This is a genomic window from Nitratifractor salsuginis DSM 16511, from assembly GCF_000186245.1.
Lineage (GTDB): Bacteria > Campylobacterota > Campylobacteria > Campylobacterales > Sulfurovaceae > Nitratifractor > Nitratifractor salsuginis.
The window spans coordinates 1,211,606-1,227,329 of the sequence record NC_014935.1; the positions used below are offsets into that span (position 1 = coordinate 1,211,606).

Below are 15,724 nucleotides of genomic sequence, written 5' to 3' on the forward strand. Positions count from 1 at the left end.
GCGATGGATGAGAATCTGACCCGTGTCATTCAGGAGCATCTGCCGGGGCTTCCCTGGCTGCAGATGGGGAGCGGTTTCCTCATCGGCCTCTCCGTCGGCTATGTAATCAAAAAGAGCTTCAAAATCCTGCTCTTTTTCGGAGGACTGGCGGTAGCGTTGCTTTTCATCCTGGAGCATCAGCACCTCATCACCCTCAATGAAGAGGGCCTCACCCAAACCGTCTCCGAGGGCTCGACCCTCTTCCAACATTTCGCCCTCTTCCTCAAAGAGCGCCTCTCCCGCCTCGGAGTCGCAGGAGGCACCTCCTCCGTCGCCGGCTTCTTCGCCGGGCTCAAGATGGGATAACACTAATAACTAGTAACCGAGTAATGAGTAACTGAGCAACCGAATAAGGCTGACAATGAAAGATCGAATAACTCCAATAAAGGTGTCGCAAAGCGACACAGACCGAAATTCCTCATTCCTCATTCCTCATTCCTCATTCCATAATTTTTCCCAAAAGGAAAAATTATGCTAGTCCACATCTGCTGCGCCGTCGACAGCCACTATTTCCTCCAAAAACTCAGAGAGGATTTCCCCGAAGAGAAGCTCATCGGTTTTTTCTATGACCCGAACATTCATCCCTATAGTGAATATCGTTTACGACTACTGGAAGTCGAGCGCAGCTGCCGTCAACTCGGGATCGAGCTGATCGAGGGCCCTTACGATTTCGAAAGCTGGATGGAAGCGGTGCGCGGCCTGGAGAATGAACCGGAGAAGGGGCGGCGCTGCGCCGTCTGTTTCGACCGCCGCTTTGAAGTGACTGCCGCCAAAGCAGCCGAATTGGGTGAGCGGCGCTTCACCTCCACCCTGCTGACCTCTCCCAAAAAATCCCTCAAGCAACTCCGCGAAGAGGGAGAACGCCTGGCCCGACGTTACGGCCTGGAGTTCATCGCCCCCGATTACCGCAAGGCGTCAGGGACCCAGGAGCAAAACATTATGGCCAAAGAGGCCCAGCTCTACCGACAGGATTACTGCGGGTGCCTCTTCGGCTTGACCATCCAGCGCCAACAGCAGGAGAAGTTGGCCGATGAGCTGATGGTACCGATCTCGGGGCAGATCCAACCCGAATCGATCGAAGAGCGTCTGGAGCTCTACACCCGGCGTCTCGAACTCGAAGCGCAGGGGCTCGAATACCGCATCGTCAGAGAGCGTTTCCTCAACTGGCGGCTGCTCTCCGGGCTGCTCAGGGTGCGAAAAAGTCCCGTCCCCGCCCATATCCTCCCCTATTCCACCCTCAAACGCTCCTATACCCGGGGACGGATCGAAGAGCTAATCGGCGAAGTGGCCATAATGAACCGGGATGAAGTCAAATTCATTACCCTGGAGAGCTACAACCGCCTCAGCGGCCGCAACTATCGTGATGTCACCGAACTGATCTTCCATCCTCCCACCTTCGAGGAGGAACTCGAGCTGCGGCACCAGCTCCTCCCCGGCCCCTACGATCTCAGCGCCCTGCTCGTCGTGGAGTCGATCCCCGAGAACAAGGTCGAATTGACCCTCCAGACCCGCCTCTTCGAGGATGTCCGGGAACGGCTGATCTTTCCCTTCGAAAGATAAACGGCTTCTTTACCTATTTTCGATAAAATATTGCTCATTATGCTCCGACGGTGTTCCGGAGCAGATTCCCACCGAAAGGTCATCCGTGTCAGCAACGCTCTACAACGTCATCGAGATTCAGAAGATCCTCCCCCACCGCTTCCCCTTCCTGCTGGTGGACCGCATTACGGCCCTGGAGCCGGGACGCTCGGTCGAAGGGTACAAAAACGTCTCCATCTCCGAACCGGTCTTTCAGGGCCATTTCCCCGATCACCCCATCTATCCGGGCGTTATGATCATCGAAGGAATGGCCCAGGCCGGCGGAGTGCTCGCGTTTAAAAGTATGGACAGCCAGGGGCAGGAAGCGACCCAGGACAAGGTGGTCTACTTTATGAGTATCGACAAAGCCAAGTTCCGTGCTCCCGTCACACCGGGAGACAAGCTCGTCTACCGTCTGGAGGTCGTCAAAAACAAAGGCGCCGTCTGGTTCCTCGACGGTAAAGCCTACGTCGATGAGAAACTGGTGGCGGAAGCCCAGCTCAAAGCGATGATCGTGGACAAGTGATGTCAGCAAACTCTATCCATCCTACCGCACTGATCGATCCGAAAGCCCGAATCGGTGAAGAGGTCAGCATCGGAGCCTACACCGTGATCGGACCGGAAGTCAGCATCGGCGACGGGACCGAGATCGGCAGTCATACTCTTATCGAGGGAGCGACCCGCATCGGTAAAAAGAACCGGATCTTTTCCCACGCCGTGATCGGGTCGATCCCCCAGGATCTGAAATACCACGGAGAAAAGGTACGCCTGGAGATCGGGGATGAGAACATCATCCGGGAATTCACCCTCATCAACCCGGGGACCGAAGGGGGCGGCGGAGTCACCCGTATCGGCAACGGGAATCTCCTGATGGGCTATGTCCACATCGCCCACGATGTCCGGATCGGCGACCGCTGCATCCTCGCCAATGCGGCAACCCTGGCCGGGCATGTGGAGCTGGGAGACCATGTGGTTGTCGGCGGGATGACGCCGATCCACCAGTTCGTCCGGATCGGCGACTATGCGATGATCGCCGGGGCCAGTGCCCTGAGCCAGGATATCCCTCCTTATTGCCTGGCCGAGGGCAACCGGGCCCACCTGCGGGGCCTCAACCTCACCGGCCTGCGCCGCAAAATGGAGCGGGAAACCATCGACGCACTCAAGCAGGCCTACCGGGAACTTTTCGAAAGCGGCAAGCCGCTCAAAGAGACGGCCCAATCCCTACGGAAGTCGACGGAGCATCCCGCCGTCGCCAATCTCTGCCGCTTCATTCTGGAATCCCAACGCGGGATTCCCTTTAAAAGGAAACAATAATGTCACCAAAAAAATGCAGCTTCTGCGGAAGCCTCGAACGGGAAGAGAATCCCCTCATTGCGGGCAACAATGCCTACATCTGCTCCAACTGTGTCATCTCCGCCTACAAAATCCTCTTCGGCGATGAAGAGGAACAGCAGCCGGCAAGGGAATTCAACCCCAAACTCCTGACCCCCAAAGAACTCAAACACTTTCTCGACGAATACGTCATCGGTCAGGAGGAAGCGAAAAAGACCCTCTCCGTCGCCGTCTACAACCATTACAAGCGCCTCTTCAAGCATATTGAAGACGACGATACCGAGATCTCCAAATCCAACATCCTGCTCATCGGCCCCACCGGAAGCGGGAAAACCCTCCTGGCCCAGAGTATCGCCCGCTTCCTCGATGTGCCCATCGCCATTGCCGATGCGACAAACCTCACCGAAGCCGGTTATGTAGGCGAAGATGTGGAGAACATCCTTACCAAACTCCTAATGGCCGCCGACGGAGACGTGGACAAAGCCGAAAAGGGAATCGTCTTCATCGACGAGATCGACAAAATCGCCCGCCTGGGTGAGAACCGTTCCATCACCCGGGATGTCTCCGGTGAAGGGGTCCAGCAGGCCCTGCTGAAGATCATCGAAGGCTCCGTCGTCAACATCCCGCCCAAGGGAGGACGCAAACACCCCAACCAGGATTTCATCCAGATCGATACGTCCAACATCCTCTTTATCTGCGGGGGAGCTTTTGACGGACTCAATGAAATGATCAAACGTCGCCTGGGTGGAAACATTATGGGCTTCGGGCAAAAGCAGCACAGCAAGAACGAGGAGGAGAACCTCCTGCGTTTCGTGGAGCCCGACGACCTGGTCAACTACGGCCTGATCCCCGAGCTCATAGGCCGTCTGCACGTCATTGCCACCCTCAACCCTATCACGGTGGAGGATATGGTCCGCATTCTCACCGAGCCGAAAAACGCTCTGGTCAAGCAGTATCAGAAGCTTTTCGAGCTCGACGGGGTCCAGTTGACCTTCCAGCCCGAAGCCCTGGAGAAGATCGCTCAAAAAGCCATCGAGCGCAAAACAGGGGCCAGGGGTCTACGCTCCATTCTCGAGGAGATCCTGCTGGATATCATGTACGAACTACCTGAGCTGGAAGGGTACGAAGTGGTCATCACCCCTGATGTCGTGGAGAAGAAAGCACAGCCTCTCTATCTCAAACAGAAAAAAAGCGCATAAAGGATCAGCATGTTCGGATTTGTCAAAAACATTTTCGGGGCCTTCTCCAAAGACTTGGCCATCGACCTCGGGACAGCCAACACCCTGGTCCTGGTCAAAGGCCAGGGGATCAGCATCAACGAACCCTCCGTCGTCGCCATCCAGGTGGACAAGCACGGCCAGGAGCACATCCTCGCCGTCGGCCAGGAAGCCAAAAACATGGTCGGTAAAACCCCGGGGAACATCAAAGCGATCCGCCCGATGAAAGACGGCGTCATCGCCGATTTCCACGTCACCGAGATGATGATCGAATACTTCATCCGCAAAGTTCATGGGCGAAAAAGCTTCTCCTCTCCCCGGGTCGTCATCTGCGTTCCCTACGGTTTGACCCAGGTTGAACGCAAAGCGGTCAAAGAGTCCGCCCTCAATGCCGGCGCCCGCTATGTCTACCTGATCGAAGAGCCTATGGCCGCCGCCATCGGGGCCGGCCTGCCGGTCAAAGATCCCCAGGGGAACCTCGTCGTCGACATCGGGGGCGGAACCACCGAGATCGGCGTCATCTCCCTGGGCGGCCTGGTCATCAGCAAATCGATCCGAGTCGCCGGGGACAAACTCGACGCTTCCATCGTCGATTATGTCAAAAAGAAATTCAACCTCCTGATCGGGGATCGGGTCGCCGAAGAGCTCAAGATCAAGATCGGGACCGCCATCAAACTCGATGAGGAGCTCATCACCACTGTGCGGGGTCGTGACCAGGTGGAGGGGACCCTAACGTCCGTAGAGATCACCAGTGAGCATATCCGTGAAGCGATGGCTGAACAGCTCAAGCAGATCGCCGAAGCCCTCAAGAGCGTCCTGGAGCAAACTCCTCCCGACCTGGCCGGAGATATCGTGGAAAACGGAGTGGTCCTCACCGGCGGCGGGGCCCTGATCCGCGGCCTGGACAAATACCTCTCCGATATCGTCAAGCTTCCGGTTTACATCGCCGAAGACCCGCTTCTGGCGGTCGCCAAAGGTACCGGCAAAGCCCTGGATGAGCTGGATCTTCTCCAGCAGGCCGCTTTCGACGATTGATCGTCGTTTTCCGATACTGAATGAAGTCCCGTCTCCTTCTCCTCCTGCTCCTGGCGACGATCCTCTTTGTGCTCCTGGGTCAAAACAGGCAGGGAATCCGAAGCAGCCTTATCGGTTTCATCAATCCCATCAAAACGGGATACAAAAACATCCTTCGCAATCTCAGTGACAAGAGCCACAGCTACCTGATGCAAAAAGAGCAGATCGAGAAGCTCACCCGGGAAAATCGGGTCCTGAGAAAATACCTCCTCGACCAAACCCATTACCTGCGGCAGATCGCCAGTATTTATAACAAGCTTCCCTCTTTGCAGAAGCTTCCCTACAGAAACATCACCCTTGTCGATACCGTCTCCTATGTCAAGCTCAACAAATTCGACGAAATCCTCCTCAGCCTTCCCAAAAAGACCCCCCTCGAAGAGGGCAAGGTCTATGGCTTGATCCAGGATGAAGTGGTCGCCGGAACCGCCCAACTCAAAAAGGGGATCCTCTACGGCTATCTAATCACCAATCCCAAAAGCCGTTTCAGCGTCTATACCGGGCCCAAACGCTACCCGGGAATCGCTATGGGAACCGGCGACAAGCTCATCGCCGTCAAATACATCCCAAAATGGGCTAAAATCCGACCGGGTGACCGGGTCGAGACCAGCGGGCTCGACGGGATCTTCTTCGCCTATGTCCCCGTGGGAGAAGTGGTCCGCGTCGCCATCGAGGGGAGTTACAAAACCGCCTACGTCCGCCCTTATGCCGATACGATGCACCCGAGGCTCTTCTTCCTGATCACCGATGCCAAGCCCTATCTGGCCTCTTCCTACGATCAGAACCGTTCCTTCCCCGGGCAAGAGTATCCCTATGCCCACCAGGCACCCCGCCAGGCCGATCACAATATCAGCAGTATTCCCGAAGCGGTCCAGACCAAAGAGTTGGAGATCAATCCCGCGGAGTTTGAGATCCCCCAGGAACCCGAACCCAAACCCGTGAGGATCAACAAACCCAAAAAACACCCCAAAAGCTCTACCCTGCCGAAAGCCAAGACCCTGCCGACCCAACAACAGACGCTCCCGAAAGAGAATATGGGACCGCTCCAACAGCAACCCATCCCGGAGAAAAAAGCACCCCGAAAACGCCATCATCCCTCCCCCTTCGACATCCTAAACGAAACCCGCCCCTGAGTGGGATGGAAGATAGAAGATTGAAGATTATGGATTTGGGATTCGGAAGTCAATGGCACCAATCTTCTCAGCGCTCAACGCTCAGCTCTCAACTCTCAGCTCTCTGAAAATAACTAATACGCTTCTATGGGACTTTCGAGTATAATATCCAACTAAAACCGAAGGGGTGCTCTCTATGCCCAAGCGCGAAGATATCCAAACCATTTTACTGATCGGCTCCGGCCCCATCGTCATCGGCCAAGCCTGTGAATTCGACTACTCCGGTACCCAGGCCGCCAAGACCCTCAAGGAGCTCGGCTACCGGGTCGTCCTGATCAACTCCAACCCGGCGACCATTATGACCGATCCCGAGTTTGCCCACCGCACCTATATCGAACCCATCGAACCCGAGATCATCGCCCGCATCATCGAAAAAGAGAAGGTCGATGCCATCCTCCCCACGATGGGAGGCCAAACCGCCCTCAACGTCGCGATGGAGATGTATGAGCGGGGGATGCTCGACGGGGTCGAATTCCTTGGCGCCAATCCCGAGGCGATCAAAAAAGGCGAAGACCGCCAAGCCTTCAAAGAGGCGATGCAAAAGATCGGGATGGACCTTCCCATCTCCAAATACGCCTACAATATGGATGAAGCGATCGCCGCCGCCAAAGAGATCGGCTTTCCCCTGATCATCCGCGCCTCCTATACCCTCGCCGGCGGGGGTTCCGGCGTCGCCTACAATATGGACGAGTTCAAAGAGATCGCCAAAGGTGGGCTTGAAGCCAGCCCCATCAATGAAATCCTTATCGAAGAGTCGCTCCTGGGATGGAAAGAGTATGAGATGGAGGTCATCCGCGACCGCGCCGACAACTGCATCATCGTCTGCTCCATCGAAAACCTGGATCCTATGGGCGTCCATACCGGCGACTCCATCACCGTCGCACCGGCCCTGACCCTGACCGACAAAGAGTATCAGCGTATGCGGGACGCCAGTTTCGCCATTTTGCGGGAGATCGGCGTCGATACCGGCGGCTCGAATGTCCAATTCTCCGTCAATCCCGAGACGGGACGTATGATTGTCATTGAGATGAACCCCAGGGTCTCCCGCTCCTCGGCCCTGGCTTCCAAGGCCACCGGCTACCCCATCGCCAAGGTCGCCACTCTCCTGGCCGTGGGCTACACCCTCGATGAGATCAGTAACGACATCACCGGTACCCCCGCCAGTTTCGAGCCGGTCATCGACTACATCGTCACCAAGATCCCCCGCTTCACTTTCGAAAAATTCCCCATGGCCGACAGTACCCTCACCACCGCAATGAAATCGGTGGGCGAAGTGATGAGCATCGGGCGGACTTTCAAAGAGTCTTTCCAAAAGGCCCTGGTCTCCCTGGAGACGGGGCTCATCGGTTTCGACCCCGTCGATTGCGACGAAGAGACCCTGGTGCGGGAGATCCGCCGCCCCAATGCCGAGCGCTTCCGCTACGTTTTCGAAGCCCTGCGCCGGGGCAAGAGTGTCGAAGAGATCCACGAGCTCTGCCGCATCGACCCCTGGTTCCTCTATCAGTTTGAAGAGTTAGCCGCCGCTGAAGCCGCCGTCACCCTGGAGACCCTCCACGACGCCGAACAGCTCCACCGCCTCAAATGCGACGGCTTCAGCGATGCGATGATCGCGGCGGTCCTCAACCGAAAAGAGGGGCTCAGCCTCACCGAAAACGATATCTACACCGCCCGCAAAAAGCTGGGCGTTGAGCAGCAATACAACGAGGTGGACACCTGTGCCGCCGAGTTCGAAGCCCTCACCCCCTACCTCTACTCCACCACCAACATCACCCCCCTCCCCGACGCGGGCCGCAAACCCGAAGCGGGCAAAAAGAAGGTCCTCGTCATCGGCGGAGGCCCCAACCGGATCGGCCAGGGAATCGAATTTGACTACTGCTGCGTCCACGCCGCCTTCGCCCTGCAGGATATGAAGATCGACTCCCTGATGTACAACTGCAACCCCGAGACGGTTTCCACCGATTACGATACCAGCGACGTGCTCTACTTCGAGCCCATCGACTTCGAGCATGTCCGTAAAGTGATCGAAACCGAGGAACCTGATGGGGTCATCGTCCACTTCGGAGGCCAAACACCCCTGAAACTGGCCAAAAACCTCACCGCCATCGGCGCCAAGATCATAGGAACCCCCGCCCGGGTCATCGACCTGGCCGAAGACCGGGAGAAGTTCAGCGCCTTCATCGAAAAACTGGGCCTCAAGCAGCCAGCCAACGGCACCGCCTTCGCCAAAGAGGAAGCCATCGCCATCGCCAACCGCATTGGCTATCCGGTCCTGGTGCGCCCCAGCTTCGTCCTGGGAGGACGGGCGATGCGCACGGTCTACAACGACGCCGAACTGCGGGAGTATATGGACGAGGCGGTCCAGGTCTCCAACGACTCTCCCGTCCTGATCGACAAATTCCTCGACAATGCCGTCGAACTCGACGTCGATGCCATCAGTGACGGCAAAGAGGTTTACATCGGCTCGGTGATGCAGCACATCGAAGAGGCGGGGATCCACTCGGGAGATAGCGCCTGCTCCCTCCCCCCGGTCTCCGTGGATGCCGAACTCCTCGAAGAGGTGAAGCGCCAAACGATGGAGATTGCCCTGGGGCTCGGAGTCGTGGGCCTGCTTAATATCCAGTACGCCATCCACCGGGGTGAAATCTACCTGATCGAAGTCAATCCCCGCGCCTCCCGGACCGTCCCCTTCGTCTCCAAAGCCACTGGAGTCCCCCTGGCCAAGGTCGCTACCCGGGTCATGGTGAGGGGCGACCTGCGCGAAGCCCTGGAGTTCTACGACACGTTTAAAGTGGTCAACTACGACACCGTGCCGATGGAGCCGAGACTCAAAAACCACATAGCCGTCAAAGAGGCGGTCTTCCCCTTCAACAAGCTCCCCGGCTCCGACCTGATCCTCGGGCCCGAGATGAAATCGACGGGCGAAGTGATGGGGATCAGCGGCACCTTCGGGATGAGCTTCGCCAAGAGCCAGTTCGCCTCGAAGAACCTGATCCCTCTGGAGGGCAAAGTCTTCCTCTCCCTGACGGAGACCGACAAGCCCTACGCCGGGGAGATCGGCCTGATGTTCACAGAGCTGGGCTTCGAGATCGTCGCCACTTCCGGGACCCACGCCGCCCTGGAAGCCGCCGGAGTCCCCAGCACCAAGGTGCTCAAGATCAGCGAAGGCCGCCCCAATGTCGACGATATGATCCGCAACGAAGAGATCGCTCTTGCCATCAACACCTCCGACAACAAAGCGGCCAAAGAGGACGCCAAGAAGATCCGCCAGTCGGTCCTGGCCAACCATGTCGCCTATTTCACCACCCTGGCGGCGGCCAAAGCGGCGGCCCTGGCGATTAGGGAGTTGAAAAAGAGTTCCGGCGCCATCGAACCCAAGGCCCTGCAGGACTACCTTTCCCAGGCATGAAACTCCCGCAGGCGCCTCTGGGAAAACTGGTTTTTCTCAGCGATACCGATACGACGGTGGGTTTCCTCAGCCAGGACACTTCCCGCCTCGACCGGATCAAGGGGCGCCCCGGGCATAAACGCTACATTCACGCTCTAGACTCTCTGCATACCCTCCGCCGTCTGGGCCGTGTTCCGGCAAAACACCGTCGCCTCGTCCGGCGCCGTAAACGGACGACCTTCATCCTCCCCAACGGGAACTCTTTTCGCCTGATCCGCGATCCCCGTCATCTCCTCTTGCTTGCGCGACTGGGGGGATGGGCGTACACCACCTCGGCCAACCGAGCCGGAGCCCCTTATGACGAAAACTTCGCCCGCCAAAACGCCGACGTGGTCGTCGAACCCCTCGGAACCCCCGCTCCCCCCTCGCCGATTCTGCGCCTAGGCAAGGAGCGGATCCGGCGGATCCGTTAATACTCCGCGGTAAACGGAACTAGGGTATAATTCCAAAAAATTTCTCCAAAGGTAAGCCAAATGGGACGAGCTTTTGAATACCGCAAAGCAGCCAAACTCAAGCGCTGGGGGCAAATGTCGCGCATCTTCCCCAAACTGGGGCGTATGATCACCATCGCCGCCAAAGAAGGGGGCTCTCCCGACCCGGAGATGAACGCCAAACTCCGCACCGCCATCGCCAACGCCAAAGCCCAGAATATGCCCAAAGAGAATATCGAAGCGGCGATCAAGCGGGCGTTTAACAAGGATGCGGCCGATATCAAGGAGATCGCCTACGAAGCCAAGGGGCCCCACGGCACCCTGATGTATATCGAGTGCGCCACCGACAACCCCACCCGTACCGTCGCCAATGTCAAAGCGATCCTGGTGCGCAACGGTGGGGAGCTGCTCACCAGCGGTTCTCTTGATTTTATGTTCAGCCGCAAAGCGGTCTTCGAATTCGACAAAAAGCCCGATCTGGACCTCGAAGAGTTGGAGCTGGATCTCATCGATTACGGTCTGGAAGAGATCGAAGAGGACAAAATTCCCCAGGAGAACGGCGAAGACAAAGAGATCATCCGTCTCTACGGAGATTACAAAGATTTCGGCAGCCTCTCCAAGGCCCTCGAAGAGCGGGGGATCGAAGTGACCAAAGCCCAGCTCCAGCGTATCCCCAGCACGCCTCTGGAGCTCAGCGACGAAGAGATGGACGATGTAACCAACCTGGTGGACAAACTCGAAGATGACGACGATGTCCAGGTGGTCTACACCAATCTGGCCTAAGCGCCCCCCTTTCCCTCCAAAACGCTATAATCCCCCTATGAATCATACCTATGCCGGGGATTTTGCCCCTTTTTCCTTTCGTTTTTTCCAAAGTGTTGAGCGTTTTTATGTCGAAGAGATCCCTCTTGCTCCCGCTACCGGACGGGGAGAGTACCTGCTGCTCAAACTCCGCAAACAGGATCTGAGCACTTCCCGCTTGCTCAACATTCTCAGCGCCGCCACCGGGGCCAGTGAGCGGGAGATCGGCTACGCCGGCCTCAAAGACAAGGCCGCCACCACCATCCAGTATTTCACCCTCCCCATCCGTTATGAAAAGGGGCTCAAAAATCTCAAGACGGAACGGGTGGAGCTTTTGCAGAAGCAACGCACCCGCCATCCCCTCAAGACCGGGGCCCTGCTCGGCAACCGTTTCAGGATCTTTCTGGATCGGATCGACGAAAAGGAGGCCGCACGTCTGCTCGATGAGGCTCGAAAAATGGAGGAATTCGGCCTCCCCAACTACTTCGGCTACCAGCGTTTTGGAGAAGACGGCCTGGCCTGGGAACAGGGACGCGCCATCGCCCACTCGGGCAAACGGCTCAAGGGAAGCCGGGAGCGCCTCCTCGTCGCCGCGTGGCAAAGCCGGCTTTTCAACCAGTGGCTCAGCCGCCGTGTCGCCGCTAGCCGACTTATCCGGGAACGCTCCATCCGTGATGCCTCCCACAAGCTCCAATGGCCCCTAGAGCTTGTCGAAGCGTTGAAAAAACAACCTCAATTCTTCAAACTCTTCGGCGGCGATCTCCTTCGGGACCGGAAGACCCAAAAGCTCTTTAGCTGCAAAGACCCGCTGGCCTCCTCCCGGCCCTTCAAAGAGAAGAGAGTGACTGTCACCGGGCTCCTCCCCGGAGCGAAAGTCTGGCGGGCCCGGCAGGATGCCCGGCACCTGGAGGCGCCCTACGACGACGAAGAGCTCACCGCCCTGCCCGGCGACCGCAGAGATGCCTGGATCTGGCCCGGGGATGTCGGCGGCGAATACGACAAAAAGCGCCGCGGGCTTTGGCTGGAATTCACCCTGCCTCCCGGTGCCTATGCCACCACCCTGCTCGAAGAGCTGGCCCAGCACCCTCTGGCACCCGAACCTTCACACTCCAGGAAGCGCAAAGGATGAGAGCGGCGGGCCTCCTGGCACTCTTCCTGCTTGCACTCTATCTCGGCGGAATGCTCTGGCTCTATCTCTTTCAGCGAAGGATCCTCTTCCACCCCACCCGTGAAACCCGACCCCAAAAGGGGTTCTTCCTCCGCCTCCCCGGTGGAAAAGTCTGGGTCGAAGTCCGCCATTCGGGCCGGGAAAAGGCTCTGCTCTATTTCCCCGGCAACTCCGAGCACTGGTGGGATGATCCCGACACTATCGCCGCACACCTGCCCGACCTTACCCTCTATTTTCTCCACTACCCCGGCTACGGGGCCAGTGAGGGCGCTCCCTCCCAGGAGACTATCTACCAAGCCGCACTGGCCCTCTATGACCACATAGCTTCCCGTCACAGCCTCGTCGACGTCGTCGGACGGAGCCTTGGCAGCGGCGTCGCCCTCCATCTGGCGGCAAATAGACCAATTCATCGACTGGTGCTGATCACCCCCTACGACTCCATCGCCGCACTGGGTCAGAGGCGTTACCCCCTCTTTCCCGTCCGATGGCTCAGCAAGGACCCCTTCGAAGCGATCCGGGAAGCCCCCGACGTTTATGCCCCTACTCTAATCCTTCTGGCTGAGCACGATTCGATCATCCCCCCAAAGCATAGCCGCCGCCTGATCCGGGCATTGAGAGGGGCAAAGGTCTTCGTCGAAACCCTTCCGGGCACTACCCACGGCGATATCGTCGATTCACCCCGATTCTGGCCGTTGCTTCGGGACTTTTTGAGCGATACACCCGAAAAAAGCTGACGCTTTATTTGTGCTACAATTCGCTCAATCATCCATACGCATAAAATTATAAAGAATGGAAGAATTATGTTTCAAACTTTTACGCTGAAAGATCAGGAACTCAACGATTTTCCCCAGCGCCTCGAAGAGCTGCTCAAACGCCACAAAGAGGCCATCAATACCCTGGCGGCCTCCGAGAGCGACGGCTACGAAGCGGTCCTCAAGCCGATGGAGGATCTGGATGAGGAGCGGAGCCTCTTTTTTACCCCCCTCTCGCATCTCAACAGTGTCCTCAACTCCGAAGCGACCCAGAAGGCTTACGAAGCCTCTCTCCCCCTGCTGAGCCGGTTCCACAGCGAAATTGCCCAGAACGAAGCCCTCTATACCAAGCTCAAGCGGCTGCAGGCCCGCACGCCTGAGCAGCGAAAGGTCCTGGAAAACGAGATCAGGGACTTTCGCCTCAGCGGTGCCGAGCTTCCTCTGGATAAGAAAAAGGAGCTCGAAAGCATCGACCTGGAGCTGAGTGAACTCTCCAACCGCTTCAGCCAAAACCTGCTCGATGCCACCAAGGCTTATGAGCTCATCATCGAAGATCCCGAGGATGTAGCCGGGATCCCCGAGAGCGATCTGGCCGCCGCCCGTTTCGAAGAGGATGGCAAGGTCCAGTGGCGCTTCACGCTCCAGATCCCCAGCTATCTGGCCTATATGACCTACGGCCCCAATCGTCAGTTGAGAGAAGAGCTCTATCGTGCCTACACCACCCGGGCCCCTGAGAATGCCCAGGTGATCGACCGGATCCTGGAGCTGCGGCAGCAGAAAGCCAAGTTACTGGGCTTTGACAACTATGCCGAGTATGCCCTGCAAACGCGGGACGCCCGGGATGAGTGGGAAGTGACCGACTTTTTGGAAAAACTCACCGAGCTCTCCCTCCCCCAGGGGCGTGCCGAGCTCGAGGAGCTGCGGCGTTTTGCCCGGGAACTCGACGGGATCGAAGACCTGGCCAGCTACGATGTCGCCTACTACGGCGAAAAGCTCAAAAAGCACCTCTACGACTTCGACGAGAGTGAAACCAAACCCTATCTCGAACAGCAAGCCGTCCTGAACGGGCTTCTGCAGATCGTCAGCGAACTCTTCGGGATGCGCTTCGAAGCGATGGAGGTCCCCCGCTGGCACCCCAGCGTCAAAGCCTACGATATTTACCGCGCCGAAGAGCTCTCCGGGCGTATCTACTTCGACCTGGAAGCCCGCAAAGAGAAGCGTGGCGGCGCGTGGATGCACGACTGGGAGACCCGTTTCATAGACAGCCGGGGGGAGGACCATCTCCCCAGCGCCTTCGTCGTGGCCAACTTCCCACCCGCAAGCGAGGATCAGCCCAGCCTTCTGCGCCACGACGATGTGGTGACCCTCTTTCACGAGATGGGACACGCCATCCATCATCTCTTCAGCCGGGTTCCCGAGCGCTCCGTCAGCGGGATCAACGGCGTCGCCTGGGATGTGGTGGAGTTCCCCAGCCAGTTTTTGGAGAATTTTGCCTACGAAGCGCCGATCCTGCGCCGCTTCGCCCGCCACTATCAAACGGGTGAAGCGATGCCCGAGGAGCTCCTGGCCAAGATCAAAGCCGCCAAGAATTTCCAGGCGGCACTGGGGATGCTGCGCCAGCTGGAGTTCGCCCTCTTCGATTTCAAGCTTCACCAGCGCCTCTATCAGGGAGATGAAGTCCAGGAGCTCCTCGACTGGGTCCGGGAGAAAACGGCGCTGCTGAAGCCCCCCGCCTACAACCGCTTCCAGCACGGATTCGCCCACATCTTCGCCGGAGGCTACGCCGCGGGCTACTACAGCTACAAATGGGCCGAAGTCCTCAGCGCCGACGCCTTTTTCGCCTGCCTCGACCCGGAGGGGAATTTCGACCGGAAAATGGCCCAGGGCTACTACGAGCATATTCTCAGCCGCGGCGGCAGCGAAGAGATGAGCAGCCTCTACCAGCAATGGCTCGGCCGCAAAGCCAGGCTCGAATCCCTGATCCGCCTCTACGGGATGGAGTGATGGAATTCAGTCGCACGTCGCAAGCACGGGGCTTCGCCCCTCAAGTCGCAAGTAGAATCATAAATCCAGAATTCTCAATTCTCTCATCGTTCGGTTACTCGGTTACTCATTACTCATTACTCATTCCTCATTCCTTCCCCAGGTTTTCCTATGAATAAAAAAGAGTCTCTCTATTTCATCCTCGCCGTCGTCGCCGCCTTTTTCCTCCTGCTCGCCGGTGCGTGGACCAGCCCCACCTTCGCCGAAGAGCAGAGCTATATCGAAGCGATCGTGATGTTCGGGGCTCTGCTTTTCGTCTTTTCGGTCGTCGTGGTCGTCGCGGCCCTCGGTTTTCACTCCTTTGCCCTCTTTATGGCCCTCTTTTTGGCCATCGCCGTTTCGATCTACGGGGTCGAAGCCGGCGTCATCGTCATCGTGATGACCTACCTGGTCTGGGGCCTGGTCTTCGCCATCCAGATGCTCCTCTACCACAACCGGGTCGAGAGCGCCGTGCGCTGGTTCAGGGAACGCTACACCTTCAAAGCCTTTAGCCGGGAGTACAAAGTCTTCTACCCCATGATCTGGGCCTTCTATTTTCTCTTCGAATATATCCCCAACCGCTTGACCGGAGAGAGCATCGCCCAGTTCAACCCCAAAGAGCTCTACGAGCGTATGCGCCACGACCTGCGCCCCTGAGCCTCTCCACGATCGACCCACAATCCTTTGGCTATAATC

14 protein-coding genes are annotated in these 15,724 nt (G+C 57.7%); all 14 read left to right on the forward strand.

From position 1 onward, the window contains the following. Window positions 1–3 precede the first annotated feature (3 nt). Window positions 4–345: an FUN14 domain-containing protein gene (locus NITSA_RS06160; protein WP_013554159.1), complete on the forward strand. Its 342-nt coding sequence runs from the start codon at window positions 4–6 to the stop codon at window positions 343–345. Window positions 346–510: 165 nt separating this feature from the next. Next, window positions 511–1,599 (forward strand): epoxyqueuosine reductase QueH, encoded by a 1,089-nt coding sequence (locus tag NITSA_RS06165; protein ID WP_013554160.1) that lies wholly within the window; start codon window positions 511–513, stop codon window positions 1,597–1,599. A gap of 85 nt (window positions 1,600–1,684) precedes the next feature. After that, entirely contained in the window at window positions 1,685–2,143 is a 459-nt protein-coding gene (gene fabZ, locus NITSA_RS06170; RefSeq protein ID WP_013554161.1) for a 3-hydroxyacyl-ACP dehydratase FabZ, read from the forward strand. Next, on the forward strand, window positions 2,143–2,931 hold the full coding sequence (gene lpxA / locus NITSA_RS06175; RefSeq protein WP_013554162.1) for an acyl-ACP--UDP-N-acetylglucosamine O-acyltransferase: 789 nt from the start codon (window positions 2,143–2,145) through the stop codon (window positions 2,929–2,931). The genes fabZ and lpxA overlap by 1 nt, the downstream gene beginning before the upstream one ends. Further along, a complete protein-coding gene (gene clpX / locus NITSA_RS06180; protein WP_013554163.1) occupies window positions 2,931–4,148 on the forward strand; it encodes an ATP-dependent Clp protease ATP-binding subunit ClpX in 1,218 nt (405 codons plus the stop codon). Before lpxA ends, clpX begins: the two co-directional genes overlap by 1 nt. A gap of 9 nt (window positions 4,149–4,157) precedes the next feature. After that, entirely contained in the window at window positions 4,158–5,201 is a 1,044-nt protein-coding gene (locus NITSA_RS06185) for a rod shape-determining protein (protein WP_013554164.1), read from the forward strand. A gap of 20 nt (window positions 5,202–5,221) precedes the next feature. Continuing rightward, window positions 5,222–6,370, forward strand: coding sequence for a rod shape-determining protein MreC (mreC, locus tag NITSA_RS10895; protein ID WP_013554165.1), 1,149 nt, complete (start codon window positions 5,222–5,224; stop codon window positions 6,368–6,370). 175 nt (window positions 6,371–6,545) lie between these two features. Further along, the gene (carB, locus tag NITSA_RS06195; protein WP_013554166.1) at window positions 6,546–9,815 is read left to right on the forward strand and encodes a carbamoyl-phosphate synthase large subunit; all 3,270 of its coding nucleotides are present in this window, start codon (window positions 6,546–6,548) and stop codon (window positions 9,813–9,815) included. Beyond that, window positions 9,812–10,267 (forward strand): hypothetical protein, encoded by a 456-nt coding sequence (locus tag NITSA_RS06200; protein WP_013554167.1) that lies wholly within the window; start codon window positions 9,812–9,814, stop codon window positions 10,265–10,267. The genes carB and NITSA_RS06200 overlap by 4 nt, the downstream gene beginning before the upstream one ends. 60 nt (window positions 10,268–10,327) lie before the next feature. Beyond that, complete coding sequence (locus NITSA_RS06205; protein ID WP_013554168.1) at window positions 10,328–11,068, forward strand: YebC/PmpR family DNA-binding transcriptional regulator; 741 nt, start codon at window positions 10,328–10,330, stop codon at window positions 11,066–11,068. A gap of 37 nt (window positions 11,069–11,105) precedes the next feature. Then, window positions 11,106–12,215: a tRNA pseudouridine(13) synthase TruD gene (locus NITSA_RS06210; RefSeq protein ID WP_013554169.1), complete on the forward strand. Its 1,110-nt coding sequence runs from the start codon at window positions 11,106–11,108 to the stop codon at window positions 12,213–12,215. Beyond that, window positions 12,212–12,988, forward strand: a complete 777-nt coding sequence (locus tag NITSA_RS06215; protein WP_013554170.1) for an alpha/beta hydrolase — start codon at window positions 12,212–12,214, stop codon at window positions 12,986–12,988. The genes NITSA_RS06210 and NITSA_RS06215 overlap by 4 nt, the downstream gene beginning before the upstream one ends. 66 nt (window positions 12,989–13,054) lie before the next feature. Further along, window positions 13,055–15,010, forward strand: a complete 1,956-nt coding sequence (locus NITSA_RS06220; RefSeq protein ID WP_013554171.1) for a M3 family metallopeptidase — start codon at window positions 13,055–13,057, stop codon at window positions 15,008–15,010. A 150-nt stretch (window positions 15,011–15,160) separates the two neighbouring features. After that, window positions 15,161–15,685, forward strand: coding sequence for a hypothetical protein (locus NITSA_RS06225; protein ID WP_013554172.1), 525 nt, complete (start codon window positions 15,161–15,163; stop codon window positions 15,683–15,685). The last annotated feature ends 39 nt before the right edge of the window (window positions 15,686–15,724 follow it).

Bases quoted from the DNA above. Each gene is read 5' to 3' on its own strand.
- NITSA_RS06160 (WP_013554159.1), top strand. From the start codon at position 4: ATGGATGAGAATCTGACCCGTGTCATTCAGGAGCATCTGCCGGGGCTT.
- NITSA_RS06165 (WP_013554160.1), top strand. From the start codon at position 511: ATGCTAGTCCACATCTGCTGCGCCGTCGACAGCCACTATTTCCTCCAA.
- lpxA (WP_013554162.1), top strand. From the start codon at position 2,143: ATGTCAGCAAACTCTATCCATCCTACCGCACTGATCGATCCGAAAGCC.
- clpX (WP_013554163.1), top strand. From the start codon at position 2,931: ATGTCACCAAAAAAATGCAGCTTCTGCGGAAGCCTCGAACGGGAAGAG.
- NITSA_RS06185 (WP_013554164.1), top strand. From the start codon at position 4,158: ATGTTCGGATTTGTCAAAAACATTTTCGGGGCCTTCTCCAAAGACTTG.
- mreC (WP_013554165.1), top strand. From the start codon at position 5,222: ATGAAGTCCCGTCTCCTTCTCCTCCTGCTCCTGGCGACGATCCTCTTT.
- carB (WP_013554166.1), top strand. From the start codon at position 6,546: ATGCCCAAGCGCGAAGATATCCAAACCATTTTACTGATCGGCTCCGGC.
- NITSA_RS06200 (WP_013554167.1), top strand. From the start codon at position 9,812: ATGAAACTCCCGCAGGCGCCTCTGGGAAAACTGGTTTTTCTCAGCGAT.
- NITSA_RS06205 (WP_013554168.1), top strand. From the start codon at position 10,328: ATGGGACGAGCTTTTGAATACCGCAAAGCAGCCAAACTCAAGCGCTGG.
- NITSA_RS06210 (WP_013554169.1), top strand. From the start codon at position 11,106: ATGAATCATACCTATGCCGGGGATTTTGCCCCTTTTTCCTTTCGTTTT.
- NITSA_RS06215 (WP_013554170.1), top strand. From the start codon at position 12,212: ATGAGAGCGGCGGGCCTCCTGGCACTCTTCCTGCTTGCACTCTATCTC.
- NITSA_RS06220 (WP_013554171.1), top strand. From the start codon at position 13,055: ATGTTTCAAACTTTTACGCTGAAAGATCAGGAACTCAACGATTTTCCC.
- NITSA_RS06225 (WP_013554172.1), top strand. From the start codon at position 15,161: ATGAATAAAAAAGAGTCTCTCTATTTCATCCTCGCCGTCGTCGCCGCC.